The 23524-nt window shown below is 44.2% G+C and carries 20 protein-coding genes; 6 read left to right on the top strand and 14 right to left on the bottom strand.

The genetic code is table 11. The annotated features are described in order from the left end of the window. Positions 1-510 precede the first annotated feature (510 nt). Complete coding sequence (locus NSS95_RS02260; RefSeq protein WP_013858507.1) at positions 511-651, bottom strand: hypothetical protein; 141 nt, start codon at positions 649-651, stop codon at positions 511-513. Between the two features lie 87 nt (positions 652-738). On the opposite strand from NSS95_RS02260, the gene NSS95_RS02255 reads away from it, so the two are divergent. Both NSS95_RS02255 and NSS95_RS02250 read left to right on the top strand, forming a co-directional pair. Next, a complete protein-coding gene (locus NSS95_RS02255; protein ID WP_340713763.1) occupies positions 739-1857 on the top strand; it encodes an RNA-guided endonuclease InsQ/TnpB family protein in 1119 nt (372 codons plus the stop codon). A 109-nt stretch (positions 1858-1966) separates the two neighbouring features. Continuing rightward, positions 1967-2581: an MFS transporter gene (locus NSS95_RS02250; RefSeq protein WP_340713762.1), complete on the top strand. Its 615-nt coding sequence runs from the start codon at positions 1967-1969 to the stop codon at positions 2579-2581. A 62-nt stretch (positions 2582-2643) separates the two neighbouring features. Here NSS95_RS02250 and celB read toward each other — a convergent pair whose 3' ends face one another. The 7 genes from celB to NSS95_RS02215 form a co-directional block, all read right to left on the bottom strand. Further along, complete coding sequence (gene celB / locus NSS95_RS02245; RefSeq protein ID WP_061087168.1) at positions 2644-3927, bottom strand: PTS cellobiose transporter subunit IIC; 1284 nt, start codon at positions 3925-3927, stop codon at positions 2644-2646. Between the two features lie 12 nt (positions 3928-3939). Next, on the bottom strand, positions 3940-5025 hold the full coding sequence (locus NSS95_RS02240) for a DUF871 domain-containing protein (protein ID WP_061087169.1): 1086 nt from the start codon (positions 5023-5025) through the stop codon (positions 3940-3942). 33 nt (positions 5026-5058) lie between these two features. Next, positions 5059-5370 carry a PTS lactose/cellobiose transporter subunit IIA gene (locus NSS95_RS02235; protein ID WP_368014025.1) on the bottom strand — a complete coding sequence of 104 codons (312 nt, stop codon included), beginning with the start codon at positions 5368-5370 and terminating at the stop codon, positions 5059-5061. 35 nt (positions 5371-5405) lie between these two features. Further along, the gene (locus NSS95_RS02230; protein ID WP_035189728.1) at positions 5406-5738 is read right to left on the bottom strand and encodes a PTS sugar transporter subunit IIB; all 333 of its coding nucleotides are present in this window, start codon (positions 5736-5738) and stop codon (positions 5406-5408) included. A 124-nt stretch (positions 5739-5862) separates the two neighbouring features. After that, positions 5863-7725 (bottom strand): BglG family transcription antiterminator, encoded by a 1863-nt coding sequence (locus NSS95_RS02225; RefSeq protein ID WP_340713761.1) that lies wholly within the window; start codon positions 7723-7725, stop codon positions 5863-5865. Positions 7726-7883: 158 nt separating this feature from the next. Continuing rightward, positions 7884-9083, bottom strand: a complete 1200-nt coding sequence (locus NSS95_RS02220) for an MFS transporter (RefSeq protein ID WP_046721834.1) — start codon at positions 9081-9083, stop codon at positions 7884-7886. Between the two features lie 538 nt (positions 9084-9621). Next, complete coding sequence (locus NSS95_RS02215) at positions 9622-10635, bottom strand: NADP-dependent oxidoreductase (RefSeq protein WP_014096152.1); 1014 nt, start codon at positions 10633-10635, stop codon at positions 9622-9624. A gap of 725 nt (positions 10636-11360) precedes the next feature. Here NSS95_RS02215 and NSS95_RS02210 point away from each other — a divergent pair. Both NSS95_RS02210 and NSS95_RS02205 read left to right on the top strand, forming a co-directional pair. Then, positions 11361-12539: a CaiB/BaiF CoA transferase family protein gene (locus NSS95_RS02210; RefSeq protein ID WP_340713760.1), complete on the top strand. Its 1179-nt coding sequence runs from the start codon at positions 11361-11363 to the stop codon at positions 12537-12539. A 4-nt stretch (positions 12540-12543) separates the two neighbouring features. Then, complete coding sequence (locus NSS95_RS02205; RefSeq protein ID WP_014096154.1) at positions 12544-13755, top strand: acyl-CoA dehydrogenase family protein; 1212 nt, start codon at positions 12544-12546, stop codon at positions 13753-13755. Between the two features lie 270 nt (positions 13756-14025). Here the strand turns inward: NSS95_RS02205 and NSS95_RS02200 are convergent, their stop codons facing one another. The 3 genes from NSS95_RS02200 to NSS95_RS02190 all read right to left on the bottom strand — a co-directional run bounded on the left by NSS95_RS02200 (position 14026) and on the right by NSS95_RS02190 (position 15656). Further along, positions 14026-14349: a DUF3870 domain-containing protein gene (locus tag NSS95_RS02200; protein ID WP_017550185.1), complete on the bottom strand. Its 324-nt coding sequence runs from the start codon at positions 14347-14349 to the stop codon at positions 14026-14028. A 130-nt stretch (positions 14350-14479) separates the two neighbouring features. Then, positions 14480-14743, bottom strand: a complete 264-nt coding sequence (locus NSS95_RS02195) for a hypothetical protein (RefSeq protein WP_014096156.1) — start codon at positions 14741-14743, stop codon at positions 14480-14482. A gap of 1 nt (position 14744) precedes the next feature. Continuing rightward, entirely contained in the window at positions 14745-15656 is a 912-nt protein-coding gene (locus NSS95_RS02190; RefSeq protein ID WP_340713759.1) for a transposase, read from the bottom strand. Positions 15657-15838: 182 nt separating this feature from the next. Here NSS95_RS02190 and NSS95_RS02185 point away from each other — a divergent pair, with 182 nt between their 5' ends. Then, positions 15839-16756 carry an aldo/keto reductase gene (locus NSS95_RS02185; protein ID WP_340713758.1) on the top strand — a complete coding sequence of 306 codons (918 nt, stop codon included), beginning with the start codon at positions 15839-15841 and terminating at the stop codon, positions 16754-16756. Between the two features lie 137 nt (positions 16757-16893). Here the strand turns inward: NSS95_RS02185 and NSS95_RS02180 are convergent, their stop codons facing one another. Both NSS95_RS02180 and NSS95_RS02175 read right to left on the bottom strand, forming a co-directional pair. Next, positions 16894-17259 carry a DUF5684 domain-containing protein gene (locus tag NSS95_RS02180; protein ID WP_014096161.1) on the bottom strand — a complete coding sequence of 122 codons (366 nt, stop codon included), beginning with the start codon at positions 17257-17259 and terminating at the stop codon, positions 16894-16896. Positions 17260-17600: 341 nt separating this feature from the next. Next, positions 17601-18569: an LCP family protein gene (locus NSS95_RS02175; protein WP_014096162.1), complete on the bottom strand. Its 969-nt coding sequence runs from the start codon at positions 18567-18569 to the stop codon at positions 17601-17603. Between the two features lie 477 nt (positions 18570-19046). Between NSS95_RS02175 and NSS95_RS02170 the strand changes: the two genes are divergently transcribed. Beyond that, positions 19047-21263 (top strand): Ig-like domain-containing protein, encoded by a 2217-nt coding sequence (locus NSS95_RS02170; RefSeq protein ID WP_328229877.1) that lies wholly within the window; start codon positions 19047-19049, stop codon positions 21261-21263. 126 nt (positions 21264-21389) lie between these two features. On the opposite strand, the gene NSS95_RS02165 is transcribed toward NSS95_RS02170, so the two are convergent. Then, the gene (locus tag NSS95_RS02165) at positions 21390-23045 is read right to left on the bottom strand and encodes an APC family permease (protein ID WP_340713757.1); all 1656 of its coding nucleotides are present in this window, start codon (positions 23043-23045) and stop codon (positions 21390-21392) included. Positions 23046-23524: the final 479 nt, after the last annotated feature.

Below are 23524 nucleotides of genomic sequence, written 5' to 3'. Positions count from 1 at the left end.
CAAGCAAGCCTCCTCCAATCCCTTGAGCATCTGCCCGGGCCCGCATTAGAAAGCTCCGGCCACAGCGAAATCACACAAACAGTTTCGTTACCCTAAGCAACATTTCGCAAGACTAAATATACAGGTTCATTCAGTCGTTGTCAATGGGCGGTTATACTAATAATTCAAAAAATGTATCCATGTTCCTGATAATTCGGTACGATTTTTCTCTTGTTTGCGTTTGATGCATTTATTTCAAGGTTTGTTAAACCATAATCATTCCGGCAAGAGAATGGATTCTTTCAGTGTCTCTTTAAAATTATCTTCAACGCTAGATGCTATATAAATACAAAAAGTTTAAATTTTTCGCCGCCGATAGTTGACGATCCGGATGGGAAAAGTTTATGATATAAAAAATTGAGAATGTTTTAACGGCTTTCCGAAAGAAGTCTCCCATCCTCAAGGAATGTGAAGGTGCGAATCGCACCAATGAGTAGGTGGGAGATGAATTTCGGTTGGCTTTAGCCATAGTTATTTTTCCAATCCTTTTCTCAACAATTCTAAGATTGCGGCTGTTCTAGTTGGAATCCCATTTTCTTTTTGATATTGCTTCAATTTTTCTAATATCGTCTTAGGCATACGAATTTCTACACGTTCTTTCTCTTCTCTCATGATTATCACCTCATATTGATTGTACGGATTTTTTACGATATAATCAATATATACGAAATTTTTCCGCACAAAGTGAGGTGAATTGATATGGCCAAGCAAAACAAAGCTTTCAAGTTTCGTTTGTTACCAAACAAAGAACAATCCGCATTATTAGCTAAGACATTTGGTTGTGTTCGCTTTGTCTACAATAAGATGTTAGCTGAACGCAAAGAAACGTATGAAAAGTTCAAGGATGATAAAGAATCGCTTAAAAAGCAAAAGTTTCCGACTCCTGCAAAATATAAAAGTGAATTTCCATTCCTAAAAGAAGTGGATTCTTTAGCTTTGGCAAATGCACAAATGAACTTACAGACTGCTTATAAGAATTTCTTTGAAGGAAATGCGGATTTTCCAAAGTTCAAAAATCGTAAAGCAAAACAATCCTATACAACTAATATGGTCAACGGAAATATTAAGCTAGAAAATGGTCATATCAAACTGCCAAAAATCAAAAAGCCAATAAAAATGAAACAGCATAGAGAGATACCTGCTGATTATAAAATCAAATCTTGCACTATTTCTAAAACAAAGACAGGCAAATACTACATTTCAATTTTGACAGAATATGAGAAAGATATTCGTCCAGTTAAAATACAGAAAGTTGTTGGTTTGGATTTTGCTATGGATGGTCTATATGTCGAGAGTGAACAGGGTAAGAAAGCCAATTACCCACGTTACTATCGGCAAGCCTTAGATAAATTAGCAAAAGCACAACGAATTCTTTCTCGAAGAAAGAAAGGTTCTGCACGTTGGAACAAGCAACGACTAGTAGTGGCTAAGTTACATGAGAAAGTGGCGAACCAACGCATGAATTTTCTTCATCATAAGTCAAAAGAATTAGCTTCTAACTTTGATGCTGTCGTGATTGAGGACTTGAACATGAAAGGGATGTCTCAAGCCCTTCACTTTGGGAAAAGCGTTCATGATAACGGCTGGGGAATGTTCACTACTTTCTTAGCGTATAAGCTAAAAGAACAGGGGAAACAACTTGTGAAAATTGATAAGTGGTTTCCCTCCACTAAGAAGTGTTCTTGTTGTGGTGCAGAAAAACCTGTGAAACTATCTGAACGCACCTACCGTTGTTCGTGCGGTTATGTGGCAGATCGCGACTATAATTCAGCAATCAATATCAAAAATGAAGGTATACGCTTATTAGCGTTATCATAAGTAACAAAACTCTTGGAACAAGAGGGTTAGCTCGGTCAGTTTTCGTTGGCTAGTAAAAGCAACGATAAGTCGAGAAGCCCCCACTTCAATCAAACCGTAAGGTTGATAAGTGGAGGGTAGTTCACTTTACTATTTTAGATATGTGTTAGGAAGACAGAGTGATTACTATTTAGTCGGTGTGATTACGGCCATCTTAGGCATGATTTCTGTCGCCCTGTTCCCGGTAATGGTGAAATGGGTGAAACGCAAAACCATTTACACCGGCGGCATTATATTCATGTTTTGTGGTTATGTGCTGTTCTTATTGGCCGGGCATCATTTAATCCCTGTTTTGGTTGCGGTTTCGCTGTACTTTTTCCCTTATCCGATGATTTTCCTGGCGGCGCTGATGACGATTACCGACAGTGTAGAATACGGGCAATTAAAAAATGGGAACCGGAATGAGTCTGTCACATTAGTCGTACGCCCTTTGCTTGATAAACTCGCCGGCGCCTTTTCCAACGGGATTGTTGGGATAGCAGCCGTACTTGCCGGTATGACAGGGAATGCCCTTCCAAGTGATATCTCAAGCCATGGGTTGTTTACCTTTAAACTTTTCATTTTCTTCGGCCCGATGATTTTAATTGCCATTGCAGCATTGCTCTACTTTTTCAAAATCAGGCTGACAGAAGAAAAACACGCGCAAATTGTAAAACAGCTTGAGCATAAATTAAGCGCAAAATAATACTGCTCCTTTATTTCCATTAAAAGGCGCTTGCCAAATAGGACAAGCGCCTTTTAAATGGATTAAGCAATGCTATCCTTCGTCGTTGGTTCCTGTTGTTCGTCCGGTTCATTTCTCAGCTCAGCCTTATCCATGCTACGAACGAATGGGTAATAAATGCCGACAGATAAAGCCAGGGTAATGAGCTGGATGACTGCCCCGCTGATTTTCCCTCCGGTTGCGAGGTAGCCGCTGATCACAGGCGGCATTGTCCACGGAACGACGATGCCTGCAGGTTTTGCCACCAGGCCGGTTGCCATTGAAAAATAAGTGATGACAGCAGTAATCATAGGCGTTAGCACAAAAGGAATGAGCAGTTTAAAGTTGAGTACGACCGGGAGCCCAAACAGTACCGGCTCATTGATGTTAAAAACACCCGGCGCGACAGAAAGCGAGCCCATCGCTTTGTTGTTTTTGCTTCTCGCAAACAGCCACAGGCAAATGACAAGGCCGATCGTGGTGCCGCCGCCGCCCATCCAGACAAAATTCATCATAAACTCATTCGTTACAATATGCGGCAGCGCATGCCCCGCCTGAAATGCAATCCGGTTGGCATCCGTGTTCTGCAGCCAAATCGGCTGAATGACCGGATTGATCGTATTCGCCCCATGGATGCCGACAAACCAGAACAGGGAGTTTAAGGCAATGATGATTAACGTTCCCCATAAACTGCTACCCAACGCACCAAGCGGCTTTCCTAAAATACCGGTTAATAAAGTATGAATATTGTCCACACCGGCTAAACCAAGCAGCAAGTAGACCAAGCTCCAAACGAGAATGACCATGAACCCAGGAATTAAGGCCGCAAATGATTTTTCAACCGCTACCGGTACCCCTTCAGGCATTTTAATGGTAAAATTCTTTTGGACAAAAAACCTGAATACTTCGGCCGAAATCAGTCCGATTAAAATGGCAACAAACAACCCGCCGCTGCCTACAAAAGCATATGGAATGCCCGAACCGGTTTTTGCCACCACATCTGGCGTTACAATGACAAAACTGGCTAAGGCCACAACCCCTGCGCTTACTCCGTCGACTTCATAATGGTCGGCAAGGCTCCTGGCAATGCCGAACACGGCGATAATCGCCATCAGGCCGAAAGAACCGTTTACAATTTTATTAAAGACAGGTGCTAGCTCAATCTTTGCTAACCAATCGGTATAGCCGTTTATCGGCAGATTGCCCAATATGAGAAAAAAAGAACCGATAATAATCAGTGGCATGCTGAGCAAAATCCCGTCTCTCAACGCCCGTAAATGTCTCTGGCTTCCAATCGCGCCGGCAATGGCTTCAATTTTCTCAAGCATCTCTTTTACCCCCTATGAAAAAATCAATTTGAAAGTGGACCAAGGCTGCAGGTAATCCAATAAGAAAACGGCTTCTTCTTTCACATGGCCGACAACATTGCGGTTTCCTTCGTTCTCCATCTCTTTCAATGCAATCTGAAGCTCCCCTTTGTACTGTCCAAAACGATCATTGCAAATTAACAGATCCCCGCGTTGAATCGGGCGCGTATCACCGGGCTCGATGTCGTGGTCCCGGTATTTTCTTCTTGTCACAGAAGAACGGATCATATATTCGGAACAATCCCCCCGGTACTGGTGAACTTCCTGCAAAATCTGATGTTCAATGTTTGACAGATTCGGCTGCAATTCCACTTCCAAAGAAGGATGGACATTCAAATAAACTGCTGACATGGCGCGCAACTCATCTTCCGTTGCATACGCATTGCCAATCAAAATATCATCAATGGTTCCCATGATGCGGTAATGCGCCACCTGGGTCAGCAGGCTGAGATTGCGGTGCTGTTCCAATGTGCAAAGGCCGGACTGGACCGGCCACGGCCCGAGGTCCCCATAGCGAGAAGTGACAAACGCTGCAGTATGAATAGGGTATTCCCGGAAAACGGCTGTCGTTTGTTCAAAATGTTTCTGTGAAAGGCCCGAGTATCTCTGCGGATAAAAATTATGGGAGGCATACAGTTTTTCTGTATTCGGCCTGTAACTCATAATATGATCGATATACCTTGTCCCTGAACTCATATTGACTTCAATCTTGAGGCCGTACGGATTTTGCGTCATTTTTGCTTCTTCAGCCCCGGTGAATCCAAGATCGAGACGGATGCCGGATGCCCCAAGATCTTTAAAAAAGCCGAGATCATCGTAACGGATTCCCAATTGTTCAAACAAACCCGGATTGATATCGAGTATCGTCTCCATGCCGATTGTGTTTCCATAATGGATAGTGTTTTTAAATTTCCGAACTATTTCTTCCTGATCCCCCTGTATTTCCAGCAAACTTGCAAAAATTCTTGTAAAACCGTATTTTTTTGCCAGATCCAAATAAGCTTTGTCCTCTTCAAAACGGCTGCGCGACGGATAAATAGAAATACCGATTTGTCCCAAATGGCACACGCTCCTCTCTGTAAATGGCTACAGTTACCCTTTTGTCGTGACCTTCATATTTTGATAGACTTCTACCAATTCCTTTGCCAGATCTAAAAAAGTAATGGCATTCATCAAATGATCCTGCCCGTGTACCATAAGAAGTGATACGAACATCGTTTGGCCGGATGCTTCCTGTTTTAAAAGATTGGTCTGAGCCTGGTGGGCCACCAGCAATTCCTCATCCGCCTCTTCCAGCTTTTGACGGGCCAGCGGAAAGTCCCCTTGCTTCGAAGCGTCCAGCGCCTCCATCCCAATGCTTTTGGCATTGCCGCTGTGAACAATTAAATCCATGACGACATCCATTGTTTGCGGTTCTTCCAAATTGCACACCACCTTCCTTATTTGCCGGCGTTTACAAGTTGCAACGCAGCATCCAGTACTTTTTCACCATTCATTTTTCCGTAGTCTTTCATGTCAATGACAGCCAAAGGAATATCCGTTTTTGCCAGCGCTTTTTCATATTTCTTTTTCATATAACGGACTTGCGGACCCAAAAGCAGCACATCTACATGCTCCTTTTTCAAAAATTTATCCGCTTCCGTTGAAGACATGGCCATCACTTCTGCGTTAATTCCCCGGTCCTGGGCCGAATGTTGCATTTTTTCCATCAGCAGGCTGGTGCTCATGCCTGCCGAGCAAACCAATAAGATCCGGATTTTTTCGTCTCCCATGATGCTCTCCTCCTGTCTTTTCTTGACACTTTCATTATAGAATGAAAGCGTTTCACTTTTATTCCGAATTTTTTCCGCTTGCAAGTGGAAAAAATCAAACAAAAAAGCCAATTGCAAAAAGCAATCAGCCCGCCTCCATGCATTGTATTAACTCTTCCACCGTGTTGCTTTTGATGATCTTCTGAACGGCTGCTTTGTTTTGGACGATCCCGGTTAAATACTTATACATCGCATTCAGATTGCCGCCTTCTTTTCCGACATTAAGCAAACAAACCAACTGCACTTTTTTGTCTTCATCCCACTGAATCGGCCGGGCAAGTGTACAAATTGTCCAAAAGGTGCGGTGGGTAACCGGTTCAAGCGGATGCGGGACTGCGACCAGGTTGCCAAAAGCAGTGGATGCAATCGCTTCCCTTTTCAAAACAAGTGTTGCATAATTTTCCGGAACGGCATGCTGTTCAACCAGTTTTTTGCATAAAAATTGAATGACTTTCTCCTTGCTGTCCAGCTCCTGATGGATAAATATTTTGGAAGGCGCCATATATTTCTGCACATTCCCTTTCAGACGGCCGATTTCCCGTTGGATATGGATGGCATCATTCTCTTCCAAAAAGTGACTGACCACCACAACAGGCACTTCTAAATAATCGGGAATCATGATCGTGCTGACAATCAGGTCTACCCGTGACAAATCATAATCAGAGAGAGTGTAATAGCTGATCGTGTCCACAATCTCCATCTCATTTGCAAATCTGTTTTCCAGCTGATAGGACAAAATTTTGGCGCTGCCCAACCCTGTCGCGCACACAACAAGAACATGCTTCTTCTTTCTCATTCGCTCAAGCGCGATGGCAATATGAATGGCAAGATAACTGATTTCGTCCTCATTCACCTTTTTATGGATAACCGCTTCAATGCACTCGCCCGCAGCGACTGCCCCTTCAAAGGCGATGGGGAACTTGGTTTTCATTTCATTCAGCAACGGATTCCGGATATTCATCTTATATTTCATCCGGTTCAAGGATGTTTGCAGATGCAATGTCAGTCCGTTTCTGAATTCCTGGTCATTGCTGAAGTCCCAATGAAACTGAGTCTTTAGTTTATGGAGGATGGCGTTGACAATATCATCAATCTCATCGGATACTTGCCGCGCTACATGCTTGGAGATCAGTTTTGTCCCCAGTAAATGGACGAGAATATAGTCTATTTCTGCAGGGGGAAACGGGATGCCGGAGATTTTTTCCACTTCCCCGGTAATTTCCTTTGCCACTTTCCTTTCAAAAGTGTAGGATTCTTTAAAGTGAAATGGCAACGGCTCAATCGTGAACCCGTCCTCAATTCTCTTGCATGCAAGGGTAATATGGGTTGCCAAATTTTGCAATTCTATATCGGAAAAGCGTATCCGGTATTTGGAAATAATGCGAATCAAGATTTGCTTTACTTTTTGGAATAAATCCTGATTGAACGGGGTATTTTGTTGACCCGGCTTATTTTGCCAGCCAAAAAAGGAATCCGCCAGGCACAGCCTTTTTTTGAATTCACCGCCCTCCACTTTTGTTCCGTAATGCGGACGGTTAGCCAGAGTTAAGTCGTACTTTTTTAATATTTTTCTTACCTTTTTCAAATCAGTATGAAGTGTCGACTTTGAAACATATAGGTCTGCTTCCAAATCTTCCAGCCTCACATAATCTTTTTCCAGTAGCAAACGCTTTAAAATGTACTTGACCCTTTCCTCCTGTTCTGCAAAAAGCCCGTTTTCCTCTAACTGAAGCAAACGACGATCGTCCACTTTTTCAAGGAGATATCCTTTTCCCCTGAGCACTTTCAATTTTACGCCAAGCGCATCGCTCTTCTGTTGAATTTGCCGAATTTCCTCCCTTACCGTCCGGTCGCTAATGCCCAGCCGTTCACCAATGGCCTTCGCATTCAGAGGGCCTGCTGACTTTTGTAACAACCATAATATTTGTTTTTGCCGATTCGAAACCAAAGCTTCTATTCCCCTTTCACTGCCCTGTTTAAAAGAAGCTGTCCATCCATATTTTACAGAATGATATACGAAAAAGGGTGCTTCCGCCGTTTCGAAGCATCCTCTTTTGGAAAACTTTTTTGAAAAACTATTCGCCTCTTGCCCATCCCGCAAAGACTTCACCTCGCATGTGATCGTTCTTTCATTAACGGGAAGGCAAAGCAGAGGCCGATGATAAAAAATAACGCCGCAATTTCAAAAACAGCCGTCACTGACAGCCATGTTTTCACCAGGCCGGCAAGGCTCATCGTGATCACCATTGCCCCCGTGAAAAGCGGGTAAAGCGTGCCGTTCACCCTGCCAATATAGTCCGCTTCCGTATTTTGTAAAACCATCGTGCTGATCCCGATTTGAATGCTTGGCAAGAACAGGCCGGAAACCAGCTCCGCAGCAAGGGTCAGCCAAAGAGAAGTTGACGCGCCGATCACCGCAAGCCCGAGGGCATTCGCGAGCAATCCGGTAAAGAGCAATTTAAGCGGGGAGACGGATCTCGAAAAAAACATTGAAAACGCGCCGCCTGCAATCATGCCGATCCCGTTTACCATTACGAGCCACTGGAGGTATTCTTTCGGCAGGCCGAGGCGATCGGTTACAAGAAAAATGTTCATCGGCTGAATGAGACCAACGCCGAGCCCGGCAGTAAGAAATCCGCAGCCAAGCAGCTTGAGTTCCTTTTTTGCAAGCACATAACGAACCCCGCTTTTCATTTCCTGGAAAATATTTGTCGCATTTTCAGCTTTTTTTACCTTTTCATCGCGCGGAATAAAAGACAAGGCCGCTGCGGAGAGCAGGAAAGCTACGCCGGTAATGGTTATCGATAGATCAATGCCTAACCTTTGATAAGCAAACGTGCCGATCACAGGGCCAAAAATCATGAACACGGCATAAATCGTCTGGTAGACCGCCATCCCCTGCTGAATCAGGCGTTCTTCCAGATGTATTTTAAACAGCTTTAAACCTGACGGCTGTGAAAACTGCGATAAAGTGGAAGAAACGAGCATGGCAAAAAAGATCACCTGCCACGACCCAAATATAAGCGCCCCGATCACGACAAAAACCGAGGCGGCACTCAGCAAATCGCACCAGATCATCGTTTTCTTTGGCTGCCAGCGATCCGCATATGCCCCGCCGATAAAACTAAAGATGAAAATGGGCAAATAATCTGCCACTGAAATCATTGATACCGCAAGCGGATTTCCGTTCGTTTTATCTGTAACAAACAACAGGACGGCAAAATTCCGTACCCAGATCCCGGCTTGCAAAAATAGTTCCGATAAAAAGATCATCCGGACAAACCGGTTAGTTAGCAGTTCTCTCAAATTTATATCCCCCTGCGCCGACACCATTGTGCCCCTATCATACCGGAATCACCAGGCGTGTGCAAGGTAAAGATATTTGACGATTTTCCCTCCGCACAGCCGGATTCTTGTGGTGAAATCATGAAAACTCCGCCAATAAAAAGGAAGATTTGCATGAGACCTGTTCGGTTTTTCATTGTGCTTTTAGCTTTTTTGAACATCTGTTAAATTCCAGAAACACGCGGGAAACAGAAACCGTTGGGGAAAAGACATCTTGCTCTGCCTTTCTCTCATTACACTCCGGTTTATAAACGCGGATTCAGCCACGGTCCAAATTTTTGGCCGACTTTACAGCATAATCAGGAATTCTTCTATATAAAAGAAGCAAGAACAATGCCCGGCCTTATTGTGAAATTCCATATAACTGGTTGAATGCACAAAAGAGGACATAACTTATTGTCAAGTACGGCAGCCTCTATCCTCGCCCCATACCTGATCAATGCATCGTTATGTCCCGACTGGTGCAGCCATACACCCATGATGATTGTTTCTTTCTACATTATTCAAATTCGCTGATTTTCACCAGCTGCTTTCCGATATTTTTTCCTTTAAACAAATCGAGAAAAGCGTCAATGATCGAATCAAAACCTTCTGTTATCGTTTCTTCATATTTTAATTTGCCTTCGTTCAACCAGGCAGCAAGCTGGGCGCCGGCTTCTTTAAAGCGGGAACTGTAATGGCCGACTGTAAAACCTTGCATCAGCGAACTCGTTTTGATTAAATATTGCTGTACACGCGGCCCGACGTCCGGCTCTGTTTTATTGTAAGCGGATATGGCACCGCATACCGGAATGCGCGCAAAATCGTTCAATAGCGGAAAGACCGCGTCGGAAATTTCACCGCCGACATTGTCAAAATAGACATCAACACCGTCAGGGCATGCTTCCTTAAGTGCCTTTCTGACATTTTCCGTTTTATAATTAATGGCTGCATCAAACCCTAACGTTTCTGTCAGATAGCGGCATTTTTCCTCAGATCCGGCAATTCCGACAGCACGCGCCCCTTTGATTTTTGCGATCTGGCCGACAGTGGAGCCAACCGCCCCTGCAGCACCCGATACAACCACTGTCTCACCTGCTTTCGGCTTCCCAATATCGAGCAGACCGAAATACGCAGTGAGCCCGGTCATTCCAATAATGCCAAGATGGGTCGTTATGGGTGCAAGATCGGGATCCAGCTTCCGGATCGTTTTTTCATGCGCAATAGAATACGTTTCCCAACCAAGCGTGCCGATCACGATGTCGCCCTTTTTAAATTGGGCGGACTGCGATGCGACAACCTGTCCGATCACGCCGCTTACAATGACATCATTCAGCTGAAAAGGCGGGATATACGATTTCACATCTTCCATTCTTCCCCTTAAGTACGGATCAACGGAAATATATACATTTCGAATTAGCACTTCGCCTTCACCTGGTGTGCCAATTGGCGCTTCGGTAAAAGCGAAATCCTCCATTGTTGGCGTTCCAACAGGCCTTCTTGCCAGCCGGATCTGTTTTTTGTTCCCATCCATGAAAATCCCTCCTGAACAACCATTTTCCTATAATTTAACATTCCCCAATTCCGCGGTCAAAAATAAAACAATCAAGTTTTTCCGGATATTGGCATTCAACCTACATTGGATAAGAATGAAATCCGAAACGATCACGCGCTATGCGAATGCACTTTAGGACTGTATGGATAGGCCGCCGCTATCAGCATGGCCAATCTGACTGTTTGTTTTGATTTTCTTATAAAAATATTCAAAAACGATTTACAATTTTTCCGGAATGGATTATCCTATATACATAACACCCGCCAAGCTTTGTGCGATGTTCCCTTCCCGGAATGCGTGAACAAAGCCAGCCGGGGGTAATCCAATTAGGGCTTGCTGAACAAATCCGATTCTAAGTTTGTACCCAATTTGTCTGCAAGCTCTGTCTCAAAAATTTAGAAGAATCCTTTTGCGAAAAGGGGAGATTTCATCTTCTCCATACGTTGAATCGGGTTTCGAGTGCAAGCATTTCCCTGGATCTGTGGTAAAACCTTTGCATTTAAATGGTTGCCAAAGCTGTTAGCAGCCTTGCCAAATCGAGGAACTTTGCTTATTCAGCAAGCCCCAATTAAAGAAAGACATAACTGTTTATTCTGCCTGCTTATCCCGCAAGATAAGCTGTCCGGCAGAAAAAGCCAGTCATTTTATCCGTGCCTCATGGATGCAATGCTGGCTTTTTCTACTTTTTGAAAGGAGTGGATAGGTTGAAATCCGCATTGTCCGGGATAAAAGTGCTTGATTTAACAAGAGTGCTGGCCGGGCCTTTCTGCACGATGATCCTTGGCGATCTCGGTGCAGAGGTGATCAAAGTCGAAGCACCCGGCGGCAGTGACGAAACACGGGGATGGGGACCACCGTTTCAGCAAAACGTAAGCGCTTACTATTTGTGCACCAACCGAAATAAAAAAAGCATTACGCTAGATTTAAAGCGTGAAAGCGGAAAAGAAATCATTCGCAGGCTGGCGAAAAATAGCGATGTTGTCATCCATAATTTTAAAACCGGTACGATGGAGCGACTTGGGCTTGGATACGAAACACTCCGGACACTCAACCCGCGGCTCGTCTACTGCTCGATTACGGGATTCGGGGAAACCGGCCCGTACAAAGATTTGCCCGGCTACGATTTTATTATCCAGGCGATGAGCGGGCTGATGAGCATCACGGGCGAAGAAAACGGGCCGCCGCTGAAGACAGGCGTCGCCATTACCGATGTATTAACCGGGCTTTACGCCTGCATCGGCATAGAGGCTGCCCTTTTGGCAAGGGAGCATACGGGGGAAGGGCAGAAAATCGACCTTTCGCTTTACGATTCAGCTACAACAGCCCTTGTTAATATTGCCAGCAACTTTCTTATGTCGGGTAACATTCCCGGACGGCTAGGCAACCGGCATCCCAATATTGTTCCCTATCAATCTTTTCAAACGAGCGACGGGGAGATTGCGATCGCCGTTGGAAACGACCGCCAGTTTCAGACGCTTTGTGAATTGCTCGACCTGGGGCAACTTGCATCGGATGAAAGATTCGCGACAAATCCGAAACGGGTAGAAAACCGTGAGACATTGATCCCGATTTTGGAAAAAGTTTTTCGAACTCGACCGGTTTCCTTTTGGCGGGAAGCATTGGAGAAGCGGAAAATTCCGTGTGGTCCAATCCAAAGCCTCGAGCAGGTAGCGGCCGATCCGCAGCTTGAGGCAAGGGAAATGTTGATTAAAATGGAGCACCCGATTGCCGGGGAAATCAAACTTGTTGCAAGCCCGTTGAAGCTATCTGAAACCCCTGTCCGGTACGTGCAACACCCGCCCATGCCGGGAGAGCACACAGAAGAGATTTTACGCAGAATCGGGTTTTCACAAGAAGAAATTGAAGCGTACAAGGAGGAATGAAATCATGCATTTTGAACTGACGGAAGAACAGGAACTTTTAAAGAAAACCGTACGGAATTTTGTAGATAAAGAGATTATGCCTTTTATTCGCGAATGGGATGAAAACCACCATTTTGAAACAGGCCTGTTGAAAAAGCTGGCGGATCTCGGCCTGATGGGGGTCTGCATCCCGGAGAAATATGGCGGCAGCGGCATGGATTATAACGCGCTCGCGATTGTGTGCGAAGAACTCGAGCGGGGAGATACCGCCTTCCGAACGGCCGTGAGCGTCCACACCGGCTTAAACAGCCTGACCCTTTTACAGTGGGGAACAGAGGCACAAAAGCAGAAATACCTTGTCCCGCAGGCAAAAGGCGAGAAAATCGGGGCATTCGGCCTCACGGAACCTGGCGCGGGCTCGGATGTTGCCGGCATTGGCACAACGGCCGAAAAAGACGGGGACTTTTATATCTTAAACGGGCAGAAAACATGGATCTCGCTTTGCGATGTCGCGGACCATTTTCTCGTATTTGCTTACACCGATAAAGCGAAAAAGCATCACGGCATTTCCGCATTTATCGTGGAACGTACAATGCCAGGCTTTTCTTCAAAAGCCATTAAAGGCAAACTCGGAATCCGAGCCGGAAACACCGGGGAACTGTTTTTTGACAATGTGCGGGTGCCAAAAGAAAACCTGCTTGGAGAAGAAGGCGAAGGGTTCAAAATTGCCATGTCGGCGCTCGACAATGGCCGTTTTACTGTGGCAGCCGGCGCGTGCGGGTTAATCCAGGCCTGCCTTGAAGCAAGCGTCAAATACTGCCATGAGCGGAAAACATTCGGGCATGAAATTGGCAAACACCAGCTTGTCCAGCAAATGATTGCGAAAATGGAAGCAGGCTATCAAATGAGCCGTCTCCTCGTTTTCCGCGCCGGCGAACTGAAAAACCAAGGGAAGCGCAACACCCGCGAAACCTCGCTCGCCAAATGGCAAGCGTGCGACTTCGCCAATGAAGCCGCCAACGATGCCGTCCAAATTCATGGCGCTTACGGCTACTCAAGCGAATACCCGGTTGAACGCTACTTACGCAACTCGAAGGCACCGGTCATTTACGAAGGCACTCGCGAAATTCACACGATCATGCAGGCAGAATACGTCCTCGGTTATCGTACGGACAAACCGCTCAGCAAAATGCTGCCGGCCTGGCCGTTTACAGAAAGCGGTGCGGAGGAATCGTAACGGCACAGCTTCTATAATGAAATACCGGTGGCCTCGGCATAGAAATTTTTAACGACGTCATAAGCGGCAACAGGCTTGCTGGTCGAATCCGTTGTGGCTTTTTTTCCGGCTCATTCAGCAAGTGCTGCAATGTTTGCCATTCATAGAATGGATATCTGCAAAAATGGCTTTCGAGTGCAAAGTTTTTTCTCATTTTCTATAAAAAACTTGCCTATAAAGTTTACTAAAGGGCTCAGAATATGGTGAAAGCACGATTTGGATGGGAGGGGGCTATTCCCCCTGTTTTGTTTTCAATACGAGATGATACTGTTTATACAAATCTTTAAAAGCAGAAATTAAGGCATTTGAAGCTTTGCCTAAGTAAAATTCCTGCAGTTGCTTCAATGGTTCCTCAATGCCATCATTTAAACTGTAACCCTTAAGCAGATGGGAAATAAATTTCCTTCCGTGCTCCGTAGCCAGTGTACAGGAGACATCAAGAATGACACCGTACCTCATCTCAATTTCCGCCGTTATCGTCAAAGTATCATAAATATTTTGGGCCGCCATCCCGGACGGAAGCTTCGCATGGCCCGCGATAAAAGCAGTTTGCATCAACATCCCCCATTCGTGTAAAGCTTTATTCTTTATTCAGCAGCATGGCGGAGAATTCCTTGTACAGGCAAACGAGCGTACTTCAAAACCGCCTACTGCAGGCTGGCAGTTTTGAAGTACAATGGTGTTCTTACCAATTGTTCTCCCTGTTGATTTTCATGATCTCGTCCTCACTCAAGCCGGATGCTTGGACGATGGCCTTCACATCCACTTGATTTTTTAGCAAGTTGATAATCAATCGTGTTCTTTCTTCTTCTCTTCTCTCCTTTACTCCTTCTTTAAATCCTTCTTTAAATCCCTCTTTAAATCCTTTTTTATATCCGAGGTCATAATAATAGTTCGGCAAGTCTAAAACAACTTCTTTTCCATCCACACCAGGCAGTCTGACTTCCATCTTATGAATGCTCCAGTTGCTGTTTTATTTTTTCCACTTCTGTCTGGGTCAGGCCGGTCATGTCAACAATCAATTGTGGTTCCAGGCCATTCTTGAGCATTCTGGAAACAATGGTTTGTAATAACTCCTCTCTTCCTTCTTCTCTGCCTTCCTCTTTCCCCTTCTTATACCCGCGGTCAAAGTAAGAATTCGGCAGCTTCAATACTTGCTCTGCTTCGTCCGGATCCAGCATTTTAATGTTTTCCATTACTTCCGCCTCCTCTTTTTCGTTCAATTTTAAATAATAATCAAAGAAACCGTGTAACAGCCTCATTTTTGCAGGGTCGAGTTCCATCCGGGCCAGCATCCGCAGAAACTCCAGTTTGACCTGCACCCGTTCTGTTTCTGTATACCCCATTTTGCTTAATAATGCCGCGGCAACAGGGTTGTTGCTCCGGATATAATTTCTCCAATTTTGTTTCATCAGATGAATGGATAAATAGTGAAAACGAAGAATTTCAATGTTGTGGAACGCAAAGGTGTACGTATCAGGGGTTTCTGTTTTCTCCTCATAACTGAAAACGGCAATCGGCAATACCGGTTTCCGGTGCCGGAGACTGATCATCATGTAATAACGAAACATGCGTTCAGGAAAAGGCTTTTCGTAATACGACTGCGGCTCAACATGGATGAGAATCACGGTGTCTTTCCCTTTTACCTTCGTTTCGGCGAGGATGTCAACCCGTTTTTGCTCACCGCCCGGAAAGTCCGTAAACTGTTCCTGCGACAAAAACCGCACCCGGCGGTAGTCGAGATCCGCTGAAAGATCCGGGAAAAAGGCATCCATAAACTCCTGAAAAAAGTTTTGGATCAGCTCCTTAAACAAACGGTCATGCACGTGATAACCGGCATGTTTTTCCATTACAAGTTCCAATGGCAGCACTCCTTTTCTTATTTTTCAGTTTTATTATAAAGGACAAACGTTCGTTTTTCAAGTAGATTTTTCAATTTGCAAATTTGATCCGGCGTCCCCTGGTTATGCGAGTGCTTTTCTTTGACTTTGCAGATGATCCAAATCCATAATAAAATGTGAAGCATTTTACAGGAGGGATGAAGATGAATCGGATCAATCTTGGCAAGAGCGGTATATTAGGATCAGAAGTTGCGTTAGGCTGCATGCGGATGAACGGGTTGTCGGAAAAAGAAGCGCAAACGATGATTGAAACAGCAGTCGAGCACGGCATTAATTTCTTTGACCATGCCGATATATACGGAAAAGGAGAATCAGAGAAAATTTTTGCAAATGCGCTGAAAAACAGTTCCATCAAGCGGGAAGATATCGTTCTCCAATCAAAATGTGGCATTGGCGACAAGATGTATGACTTTTCCAAATCGCATATTTTAAAAGCGGTTGACGGCATCCTAGAACGGCTCCAAACCGATTACCTGGATATACTCCTGCTTCACCGTCCTGATCCGTTAATGGAACCAGAAGAAATTGCCGAAGCTTTTTCAGAACTACAAAATGCCGGAAAAGTCCGCCAGTTCGGGGTCAGCAACTTCCATCCGTACCAGGTAGAACTTGTCCAAAAATACATTTCTCAAAAACTGATTGTCAACCAGTTGCAGTTCAGCATCGCGCATACCGGTATGATTGACTTCGGGATGCACGTCAATATGAAAGACGAACGCAGCATCAACCATGACGGTGGAATTCTGGAATATTCCCGCCTGCATGATATCACCATTCAAGCTTGGTCACCGTTCCAGTACGGGTTCTTTGAGGGCGTCTTTATCGATGATCCAAAATTCCCGGAATTGAACGAAAAACTTGGCCAATTGGCACAAGCACAAGGCGTGTCCAAAGAGGCCGTCGCGACCGCGTGGATTTTAAGGCATCCTGCAAAAATCCAAGTCATTGCCGGAACAATGAACCCGGAAAGGCTGAAAAAAATTACAGAAGCATCAAAAGTAAGTCTTACCCGCCGAAACTGGTATGATATTTATTTTGCTGCCGGCAATGATTTGCCTTAACAGGTATATTGTTGGATCCAAAAACAGCAGTGGGCCTCGTGATCGTTTCCCTTTTAAAACAACAGAGCAGCTTTCCCACTTTAGCTTCATGATAATAAAAAGATGCCGTACCAAACGCCGGCATCTTTTTATCATCCTTACACTGCTTCCCTTTCCACGTACTTCGTCTCGTCGGAAAATGCCCAAACGATCCATAAAATTTGATAAACTATGGGAATAAAAATATACAACAGTACATAGGCGCCATGCTTGCCGAATGCTTGAAGCAATTTCACTTGCCAAATGATAATAAAAATAAAGTTCACAACCGGGACGAGCAGAATGAGCACCCACCAGCCGCTTTTCTTAATCAAAAGAAGCTGCTGGATCACATTACAGACCGGGACCCAAGCCATCCAGGCAATGTCTCCGCGCCCGGCTTTTTGGGCCAACTTCATAAATGCCATGCCATTTAAAACATAAAGCGCAATTGCAATAAAGACGGCGTATAAAATTGTTGCCATTATGATACCCCCACTGAATTAGATTTCCGGCGTTGTACACCAGACTTATAAAATATTTATGACCCGGCCCCTACCATCATGCCTCCGTAAAAACAAAGCAACCTTATCTGGAACCTTGCTCTTGTCTGCCTTCAAAATACCGGGCCTTTACATACAGAAAAAGTAATTAACCCTATTAGCTTACGTAGCAATCTGTTTATTTTCCACGCAAAGTAGATGGCCGCTTTTTCTGGCCGTTCACTTTCCAAAAAATTCAAGTGGATAAAATTCGTTTGAAACCTAAATTGTCCCCGCTTATCCCAGCTCCATCATGCAAATCACAATCCCAATTCCGAATCCTTTTATTCAAAATGCTCCATTGTCTTTTTCAATGCCGTCTGGTCGAGGACGATTTCCGAGTTGTTGTTTTTTAAAATATCGTCGTACATACTTTTCGATGTGCCGTTCAGCTGGTAATAGGTCACTTGCTTATCTGTGTTAAGATTTTTTACAAGCAGACCAAGACTCGCGATATCTGTTTTTGACATATTGGTAGCAATGACAAATTCAGATGATTTGTCCACCAGTTTTGGCAGTTTCGTTAAATTTTTCGGTTGAAGTGCGGTTTTGGCAATACCGATCAACACTTTTTCCTGCAGCAGCTGGCGGTCATAGTCCACGTTTTTCAACGAATAGCGTTCGTGTACAAGCTCTGTCACCATTTCTCCGTCAAGCGTCTGCGTACCTTGTGCAATTACTCTTCCTTTGTTTTCCGGGTACCAGGGGTGTGTCAGTTTTACATCAAACGGCACATCCACATCAATCGTCCCCAGTGCATCCACCATCGACTGCAAGCCTTCATAATTCGTTTCCACATAATAGTTGACCGGTACGCCTGTCAATTGGCTGATTGAATTGATAGCGGCTTTAATCCCGGCTGTTGTGCCACCTGTTGCTTGTTTAATATATTGCACGCTTGTCAGTTTCGTATAGCCGTAGCCATCAAGATACACGCGTGTGTCACGGGGAATGCTGGCCATGTTATACTTGTGCTTATTCAGATCGACATGAAGCAAGATAATCGAATCCGAATGTCCCACCTTCTGCCCTTTCCGTTCGTCTGAACCGAGTAAGAGGACATTGAATACGTTTTCCTTCATTTTGGGCGTTGTTGTGCTTTGGCTGCCCGGGTTGTTCCCAGTTTTAGAGACGGTCGGCACGTTTTTAAAATGGTTCTCCGGCTGCAGCTTTTGGTAAGCAAAATAAGCCACCCCGCCGCCCAATACAACAACCACCAGTAAAATGGATAAAAAGATCCTCAGTTTTTTCATCATTTCCCCCAAAATCGTTTATGTGTAAACTATTTAAATTATATAACATTTTTCCATCCAAGACTATACATTTCGACAAAATTTTGTTGTAGCTGGCAACTTATTCATACGATGTCTCACCTTCCCCATGATGCCATAAGTTGAAAATTTGTCTGTTACCAAACAATGGGGCCATAGTTTCCTGTCCTATGAAGAACCTTCTCATATTTTTTTCAGATTGAAAATCCCCACTTTTAAACGGAACCCAGCTGCAGCCCCGCTGGTACTAACTGACTTCCCCGGAATTCCCGAACTACTCTGGAAAACAGGATTTGTAGCTTTAAAAATACGATAAATCCCTCATACAAAAGTCCTATAAAAATTGTGGTTTATTTTTCCAATTCCTTTTATAATAGAATTGGTTTTTTTAATTTTGCATAGAAAGGAGACGTGTTTTCCCACTTATTTTTAATTTGTCGATACTGGAGGGGTTGAATAGTGAAGGTTATAAAGAAAACCATTTACTTGGTCTTGGCAATTGCATTAATTTTACCAGCACTTGTTTTACAAACAGGTCATGCTTCTGCGAGCACCACGCAAACTTTAAACTTTAATACGACAGTTACTAACACAATAAGTAACAAAAATGCTGAGCAAGTCTATAAAATTACACTGCCTTCGGCTGGTACAGTGAAAGTCAATTTAAACTCGTATATCGAAGCTGTTATCTTGGATCTGACAGATGAAAATGGAAAGAGTGTATGGGGCTATAGCAGAGACATTTACGATGGATCTGCTTCCACGCCAAAACAATGGTCGGATCAAGCTGATTTGGAGGCCGGGACCTATTACATCAAGATTTCCCAATCCAGTGACTATACTGGAAAATATGATTTAAAGGTTGGATTTAATACTGCTGGGAACAATGAAACAGAGCCGAACAATGGCACATCACAAGCACAGCCTATTACACTCAATACCCAGAAAATCAACGGTTTTCTTAGCTTAAATGATGATACGGATTGCTATAAATTCATTTTGAAACAAGCAGGCACCATTGATGTTCACGTAGATTCAAACATTTATGATGCTTCTCTGGATCTTCTGGATGAAAGTGGAAATGACGTTTGGGGAATAGATGAAGACATATATGGTGGATCCTCTCAAACGCCGAAGCAATGGTCAAAGAGTGTTGATCTGGAGGCAGGAACCTATTATATCAAGATTTCTAATTCCAGCGGTTATACGGGTAAATACAATTTATATGTCAATTACACACCAGCAGGGAATAATGAAGTGGAGCCAAATAACGGTACATCTCAGGCACAGGAGCTGTCAAACGGCCAAAAAGTCACCGGTTTTTTGAGCTGGAGTGACGATACGGACGTTTATAAAGTAAGACTGCCAAAAGCAGGAAACCTTAAAATCAGTCTTGACTCCAGTATAGATTGGGCCTATGTGGATCTTATAGATGCGAACGGAAACAACATCTGGGACGAAGAATCTGTTTATGACGGAACCAAAGAGACTCCCAAGCAATGGATGAAAGATGCTGATTTAGAGGCCGGAACCTATTATATCAAAATTCACAGCCCTGAAACCGGCACTTATCATTTGTCAACCTGGTTTACTGCCGCCGGAAACAATGAATCGGAACCCAATAATGGAACGACCCAGGCCCAGCAGATTTCCCTTAATACGCAAAAAATAACCGGTTTTCTGAGCGAGAGTGATCATACAGATTGCTATAAATTCACATTGCCAAAAGCTGTAAAAGTTACGATGAATATAGATTCCTATATGGAGGGGGTCGATCTTCATCTAACAAATTCAAAGGGAACCGCCCTTTGGGACGACTATATTTACGACGGCTCCATTGAAACACCTAAACAATGGAACAAAAGTGAGAGCCTGCCAGCGGGAACATACTATTTAAAAATTAGCAGTGATTATAATACCGGCAAGTACGTTTTATCCGTCAATGCACCTTTGTACCCTTCTGCACCATCTATTAATACGGTAAGTACCAATAGTACAAGTGTATCTGGCAAAACAGACGCAAACTGCACGGTTTATGTTAAAGCCGGTTCTAAAACCTATAAAGGCAAAAGCAACAGCAAAGGCGACTATAAAGTTTCTATTCCTAAACAAAAAGCCGGAACAAGAATTTATGTGTATGCTACAAACACTTATGGGAAAAGTGGAACAAAAGTAACGACCGTCGGATCACCGGCTACAACGCCGTCTGTGAACACAGTCAGCAATAAAAGCACATCCGTTAGCGGGAAGACGAGCAAATCAAGCACAGTTTATGTCAAAATCGGTTCCAAAACCTATAAAGGCAAAAGCAACAGCAAAGGCGACTATAAAGTTTCTATTCCTAAACAAAAATCCGGAACAAAAATTTATGTGTATGCTACAAACACTTATGGCAAAAGTGGAACAAAAAGCGTGACGGTGGTTGACAGAATTGCACCAAGTACACCGTCTGTTAACACTGTCAGCCATACTTCCCGTTATATCACCGGAAAAACGGAAGCATATGCAACGGTCACCGCTTATACCGGCAGTAAAAAAATCGGCTCTGCCAAAGCTGATAAACATGGTAGTTACAAAATAAAAATCAGCCCGAAGAAAAAAGGGACTGCGATCAAAGTAAAAGCTACGGATAAGTCCGGCAACAGCAGTGGATACCGGACGGTGAAAGTGAAATAAAAAGGCATCAAAAAAGCGCAGTGGTTCAGCTGCGCTTTTTTGGTATTCAGTTTTTCAATAATAAATGGGTTGCTGCTTTTTGTACGTGTTTGAAGGGATTCCCCTGTTAGACAAATTCTACGATAATCAGTGCGGCCAATCCGTTGAATAAGCTGGGTTTCGTTTCCCGTTACCGTTTTCATCATCATTCACACCCGTGTCATGCTCTTTCAATGCTTTGTTTAATTTTGCAGCTTCAAGCAGGTCGGGTGTTTCGTATCCGCTTTTCACTGCCCAAATGTAAAAACCGAGCGAAACGAAAGCAATGAGGACCATGTCCCAGCCGTACGGGATCATGTTGAGGCCGCCAAATTTCTCACTTCCAAAATAAGAGATGCCCATCATCACAATCAGATAGGCGACCATCCAAATACCGGACTTGAAATTTTTCGAAAAAGACTGCCATTTCCTTTTCGCCTGATAGTAAAAATAAATGGGAAGCCCGATCATAATAATGAGGAAAACTTCCCCGGTAAGCGGCCACCGTGCCCAATATAGCGTCAACGAAGCAAAAATAAAGCCGCATGGCGCAATGATCTGCATGCCTTTCACCCGGAGCGGACGGTACAAGTACCCCGCGGTTTTTCTTAATGCCATGACAGTTACAGGCCCGGTGATATAAGAAATCAACGTAGCAACAGAAATAACCTCTGCCAGTGAACCCCATCCTTTAAATACAAACAGGAAAATAAAACAGATGACCAAATTGACAAACATCGCCGGGCGCGGAATGCCATAAACCGGATGCAGTTTGCCGATAAACCGCGGCAAATATCCATTTTTCTCCATACCATACAGCATACGCGCAGTTGTTGCAGTATAAGTAGTCCCGGTGCCGGATGGAGATACAAACGCATCCAAATACAAGACAATCACGAGCCAGTTAATATTTAACGCAATGGCAAGATCTGCAAACGGGGAGTTAAACTTCAAATGATTCCAGCCATGTGCCAGGACAGAAGGGCTGACACCCCCGATAAACGCAATTTGCAGCAGAACGTAAATCACCGTTGCAATTAAAACAGATCCAACGACTGCAATCGGGATCGACCGGCCCGGCTTTCTCGCTTCGCCCGCCATATTAATCGGACTTTGAAAGCCGTTAAACGCGAACACAATCCCGGATGTCGCCACCGCCGTAAACACACTTGACCACCCGTATGGCGCAAAAGCATGGCCGTATGTAAAGTTGCCGCCATGGAACCCGACAATCAAAAGTGCAAAAATCGTCAACCCCGGAATCACGATTTTAAATATAGTGATCAGCGAGTTTACCCTTGCAAATAAACTAACCGCCCAGTAATTCAGAAAAAAATAAATCAACAGTAGCAAAGAAGCAAGGCCGAGTCCTTTTGGCGTCAGCATTCCGCTATGTGCCAAACTCTGTGCCCAGCTCCAATGCCATGAGCTCATATACTGCACAGAAGCCATGGCCTCACTCGGAATAACGGAAACAATGGCAATCCAGTTCGCCCATGCAGCAAGGAAGCCAACAAAAGAACCATGGGAATATTGGGTGTATTTTACCATTCCCCCCGCTACTGGAAACATGGCCCCCAGTTCACTGTAAGAAAGGGCAATAAATAAGATAACGACCATTCCGATCACCCAGGCAAAAATGGCTGCCGGGCCGGCAATCGTAGCTGCTTTCCAGGCACCAAACAACCAGCCGGACCCGATGATGGATCCAAGACCGGTCATGGTAAGCGCAAAAGTTCCCAACTTACGATGCATCATGTTCATACAGTATCCTTCTTTCTTTTCTGTGTTGGCCAAGTTGAAAATACAAAAAGAGCTGACATGAAAAATTTGATTAAAATTTTACTTTATTTTACCCCGGCACAAGCAAGAGAAACTCATCCGCCTCCTCTAATGACAAAATTTATAAATGCATAATTCCATTTTATCTTTAAAAAATGCGAATACCCAATAATTTGAATACGATCTATACAATATCTTTTCCCTCGTGAAGCAAGTGGATTCCCGGCCAGATTCCAGACTGTAAATGGACGGGCCGGCTCTCCTTTTCATTCGGATTCAACAGTTGGCACAAAAAAATCGATCCATAATAGGGATTCTGAACGAATCGGATTTTGGCATTTTAACCGATTCACCCAGCAAGCCGTCTTAAATGTTCACCCCAATAGAAGAAATATTTCAAAAAAGGAAGGATTTTGTCCTCTTATAACCGTTAAAATGTTTTCGAGTGCAAAGTTTTTTTC

Source organism: Weizmannia sp. FSL K6-3076 (assembly GCF_038007245.1).
GTDB classification, from domain to species: domain Bacteria; phylum Bacillota; class Bacilli; order Bacillales; family Bacillaceae_C; genus Weizmannia; species Weizmannia faecalis.
The sequence above is the reverse complement of the archived record's forward strand: the minus strand, read 5'-3'. Positions and strand labels throughout refer to the sequence as shown.

What these genes read in the sequence shown, in the direction of transcription:
- NSS95_RS02235 (WP_368014025.1), bottom strand. Translation starts at nt 5,370, where the DNA reads ATGGATGTCGTCATGGATTTAATTGTTCACAGCGGCAATGCCAAAAGC.
- NSS95_RS02260 (WP_013858507.1), bottom strand. Translation starts at nt 651, where the DNA reads ATGAGAGAAGAGAAAGAACGTGTAGAAATTCGTATGCCTAAGACGATA.
- NSS95_RS02215 (WP_014096152.1), bottom strand. Translation starts at nt 10,635, where the DNA reads ATGGATGGGAACAAAAAACAGATCCGGCTGGCAAGAAGGCCTGTTGGA.
- NSS95_RS02195 (WP_014096156.1), bottom strand. Translation starts at nt 14,743, where the DNA reads ATGGAAGTCAGACTGCCTGGTGTGGATGGAAAAGAAGTTGTTTTAGAC.
- NSS95_RS02205 (WP_014096154.1), top strand. Translation starts at nt 12,544, where the DNA reads ATGCATTTTGAACTGACGGAAGAACAGGAACTTTTAAAGAAAACCGTA.
- NSS95_RS02185 (WP_340713758.1), top strand. Translation starts at nt 15,839, where the DNA reads ATGAATCGGATCAATCTTGGCAAGAGCGGTATATTAGGATCAGAAGTT.
- NSS95_RS02180 (WP_014096161.1), bottom strand. Translation starts at nt 17,259, where the DNA reads ATGGCAACAATTTTATACGCCGTCTTTATTGCAATTGCGCTTTATGTT.
- NSS95_RS02230 (WP_035189728.1), bottom strand. Translation starts at nt 5,738, where the DNA reads ATGGGAGACGAAAAAATCCGGATCTTATTGGTTTGCTCGGCAGGCATG.
- NSS95_RS02175 (WP_014096162.1), bottom strand. Translation starts at nt 18,569, where the DNA reads ATGAAAAAACTGAGGATCTTTTTATCCATTTTACTGGTGGTTGTTGTA.
- NSS95_RS02200 (WP_017550185.1), bottom strand. Translation starts at nt 14,349, where the DNA reads ATGCAAACTGCTTTTATCGCGGGCCATGCGAAGCTTCCGTCCGGGATG.
- celB (WP_061087168.1), bottom strand. Translation starts at nt 3,927, where the DNA reads ATGCTTGAGAAAATTGAAGCCATTGCCGGCGCGATTGGAAGCCAGAGA.
- NSS95_RS02255 (WP_340713763.1), top strand. Translation starts at nt 739, where the DNA reads ATGGCCAAGCAAAACAAAGCTTTCAAGTTTCGTTTGTTACCAAACAAA.
- NSS95_RS02165 (WP_340713757.1), bottom strand. Translation starts at nt 23,045, where the DNA reads ATGAACATGATGCATCGTAAGTTGGGAACTTTTGCGCTTACCATGACC.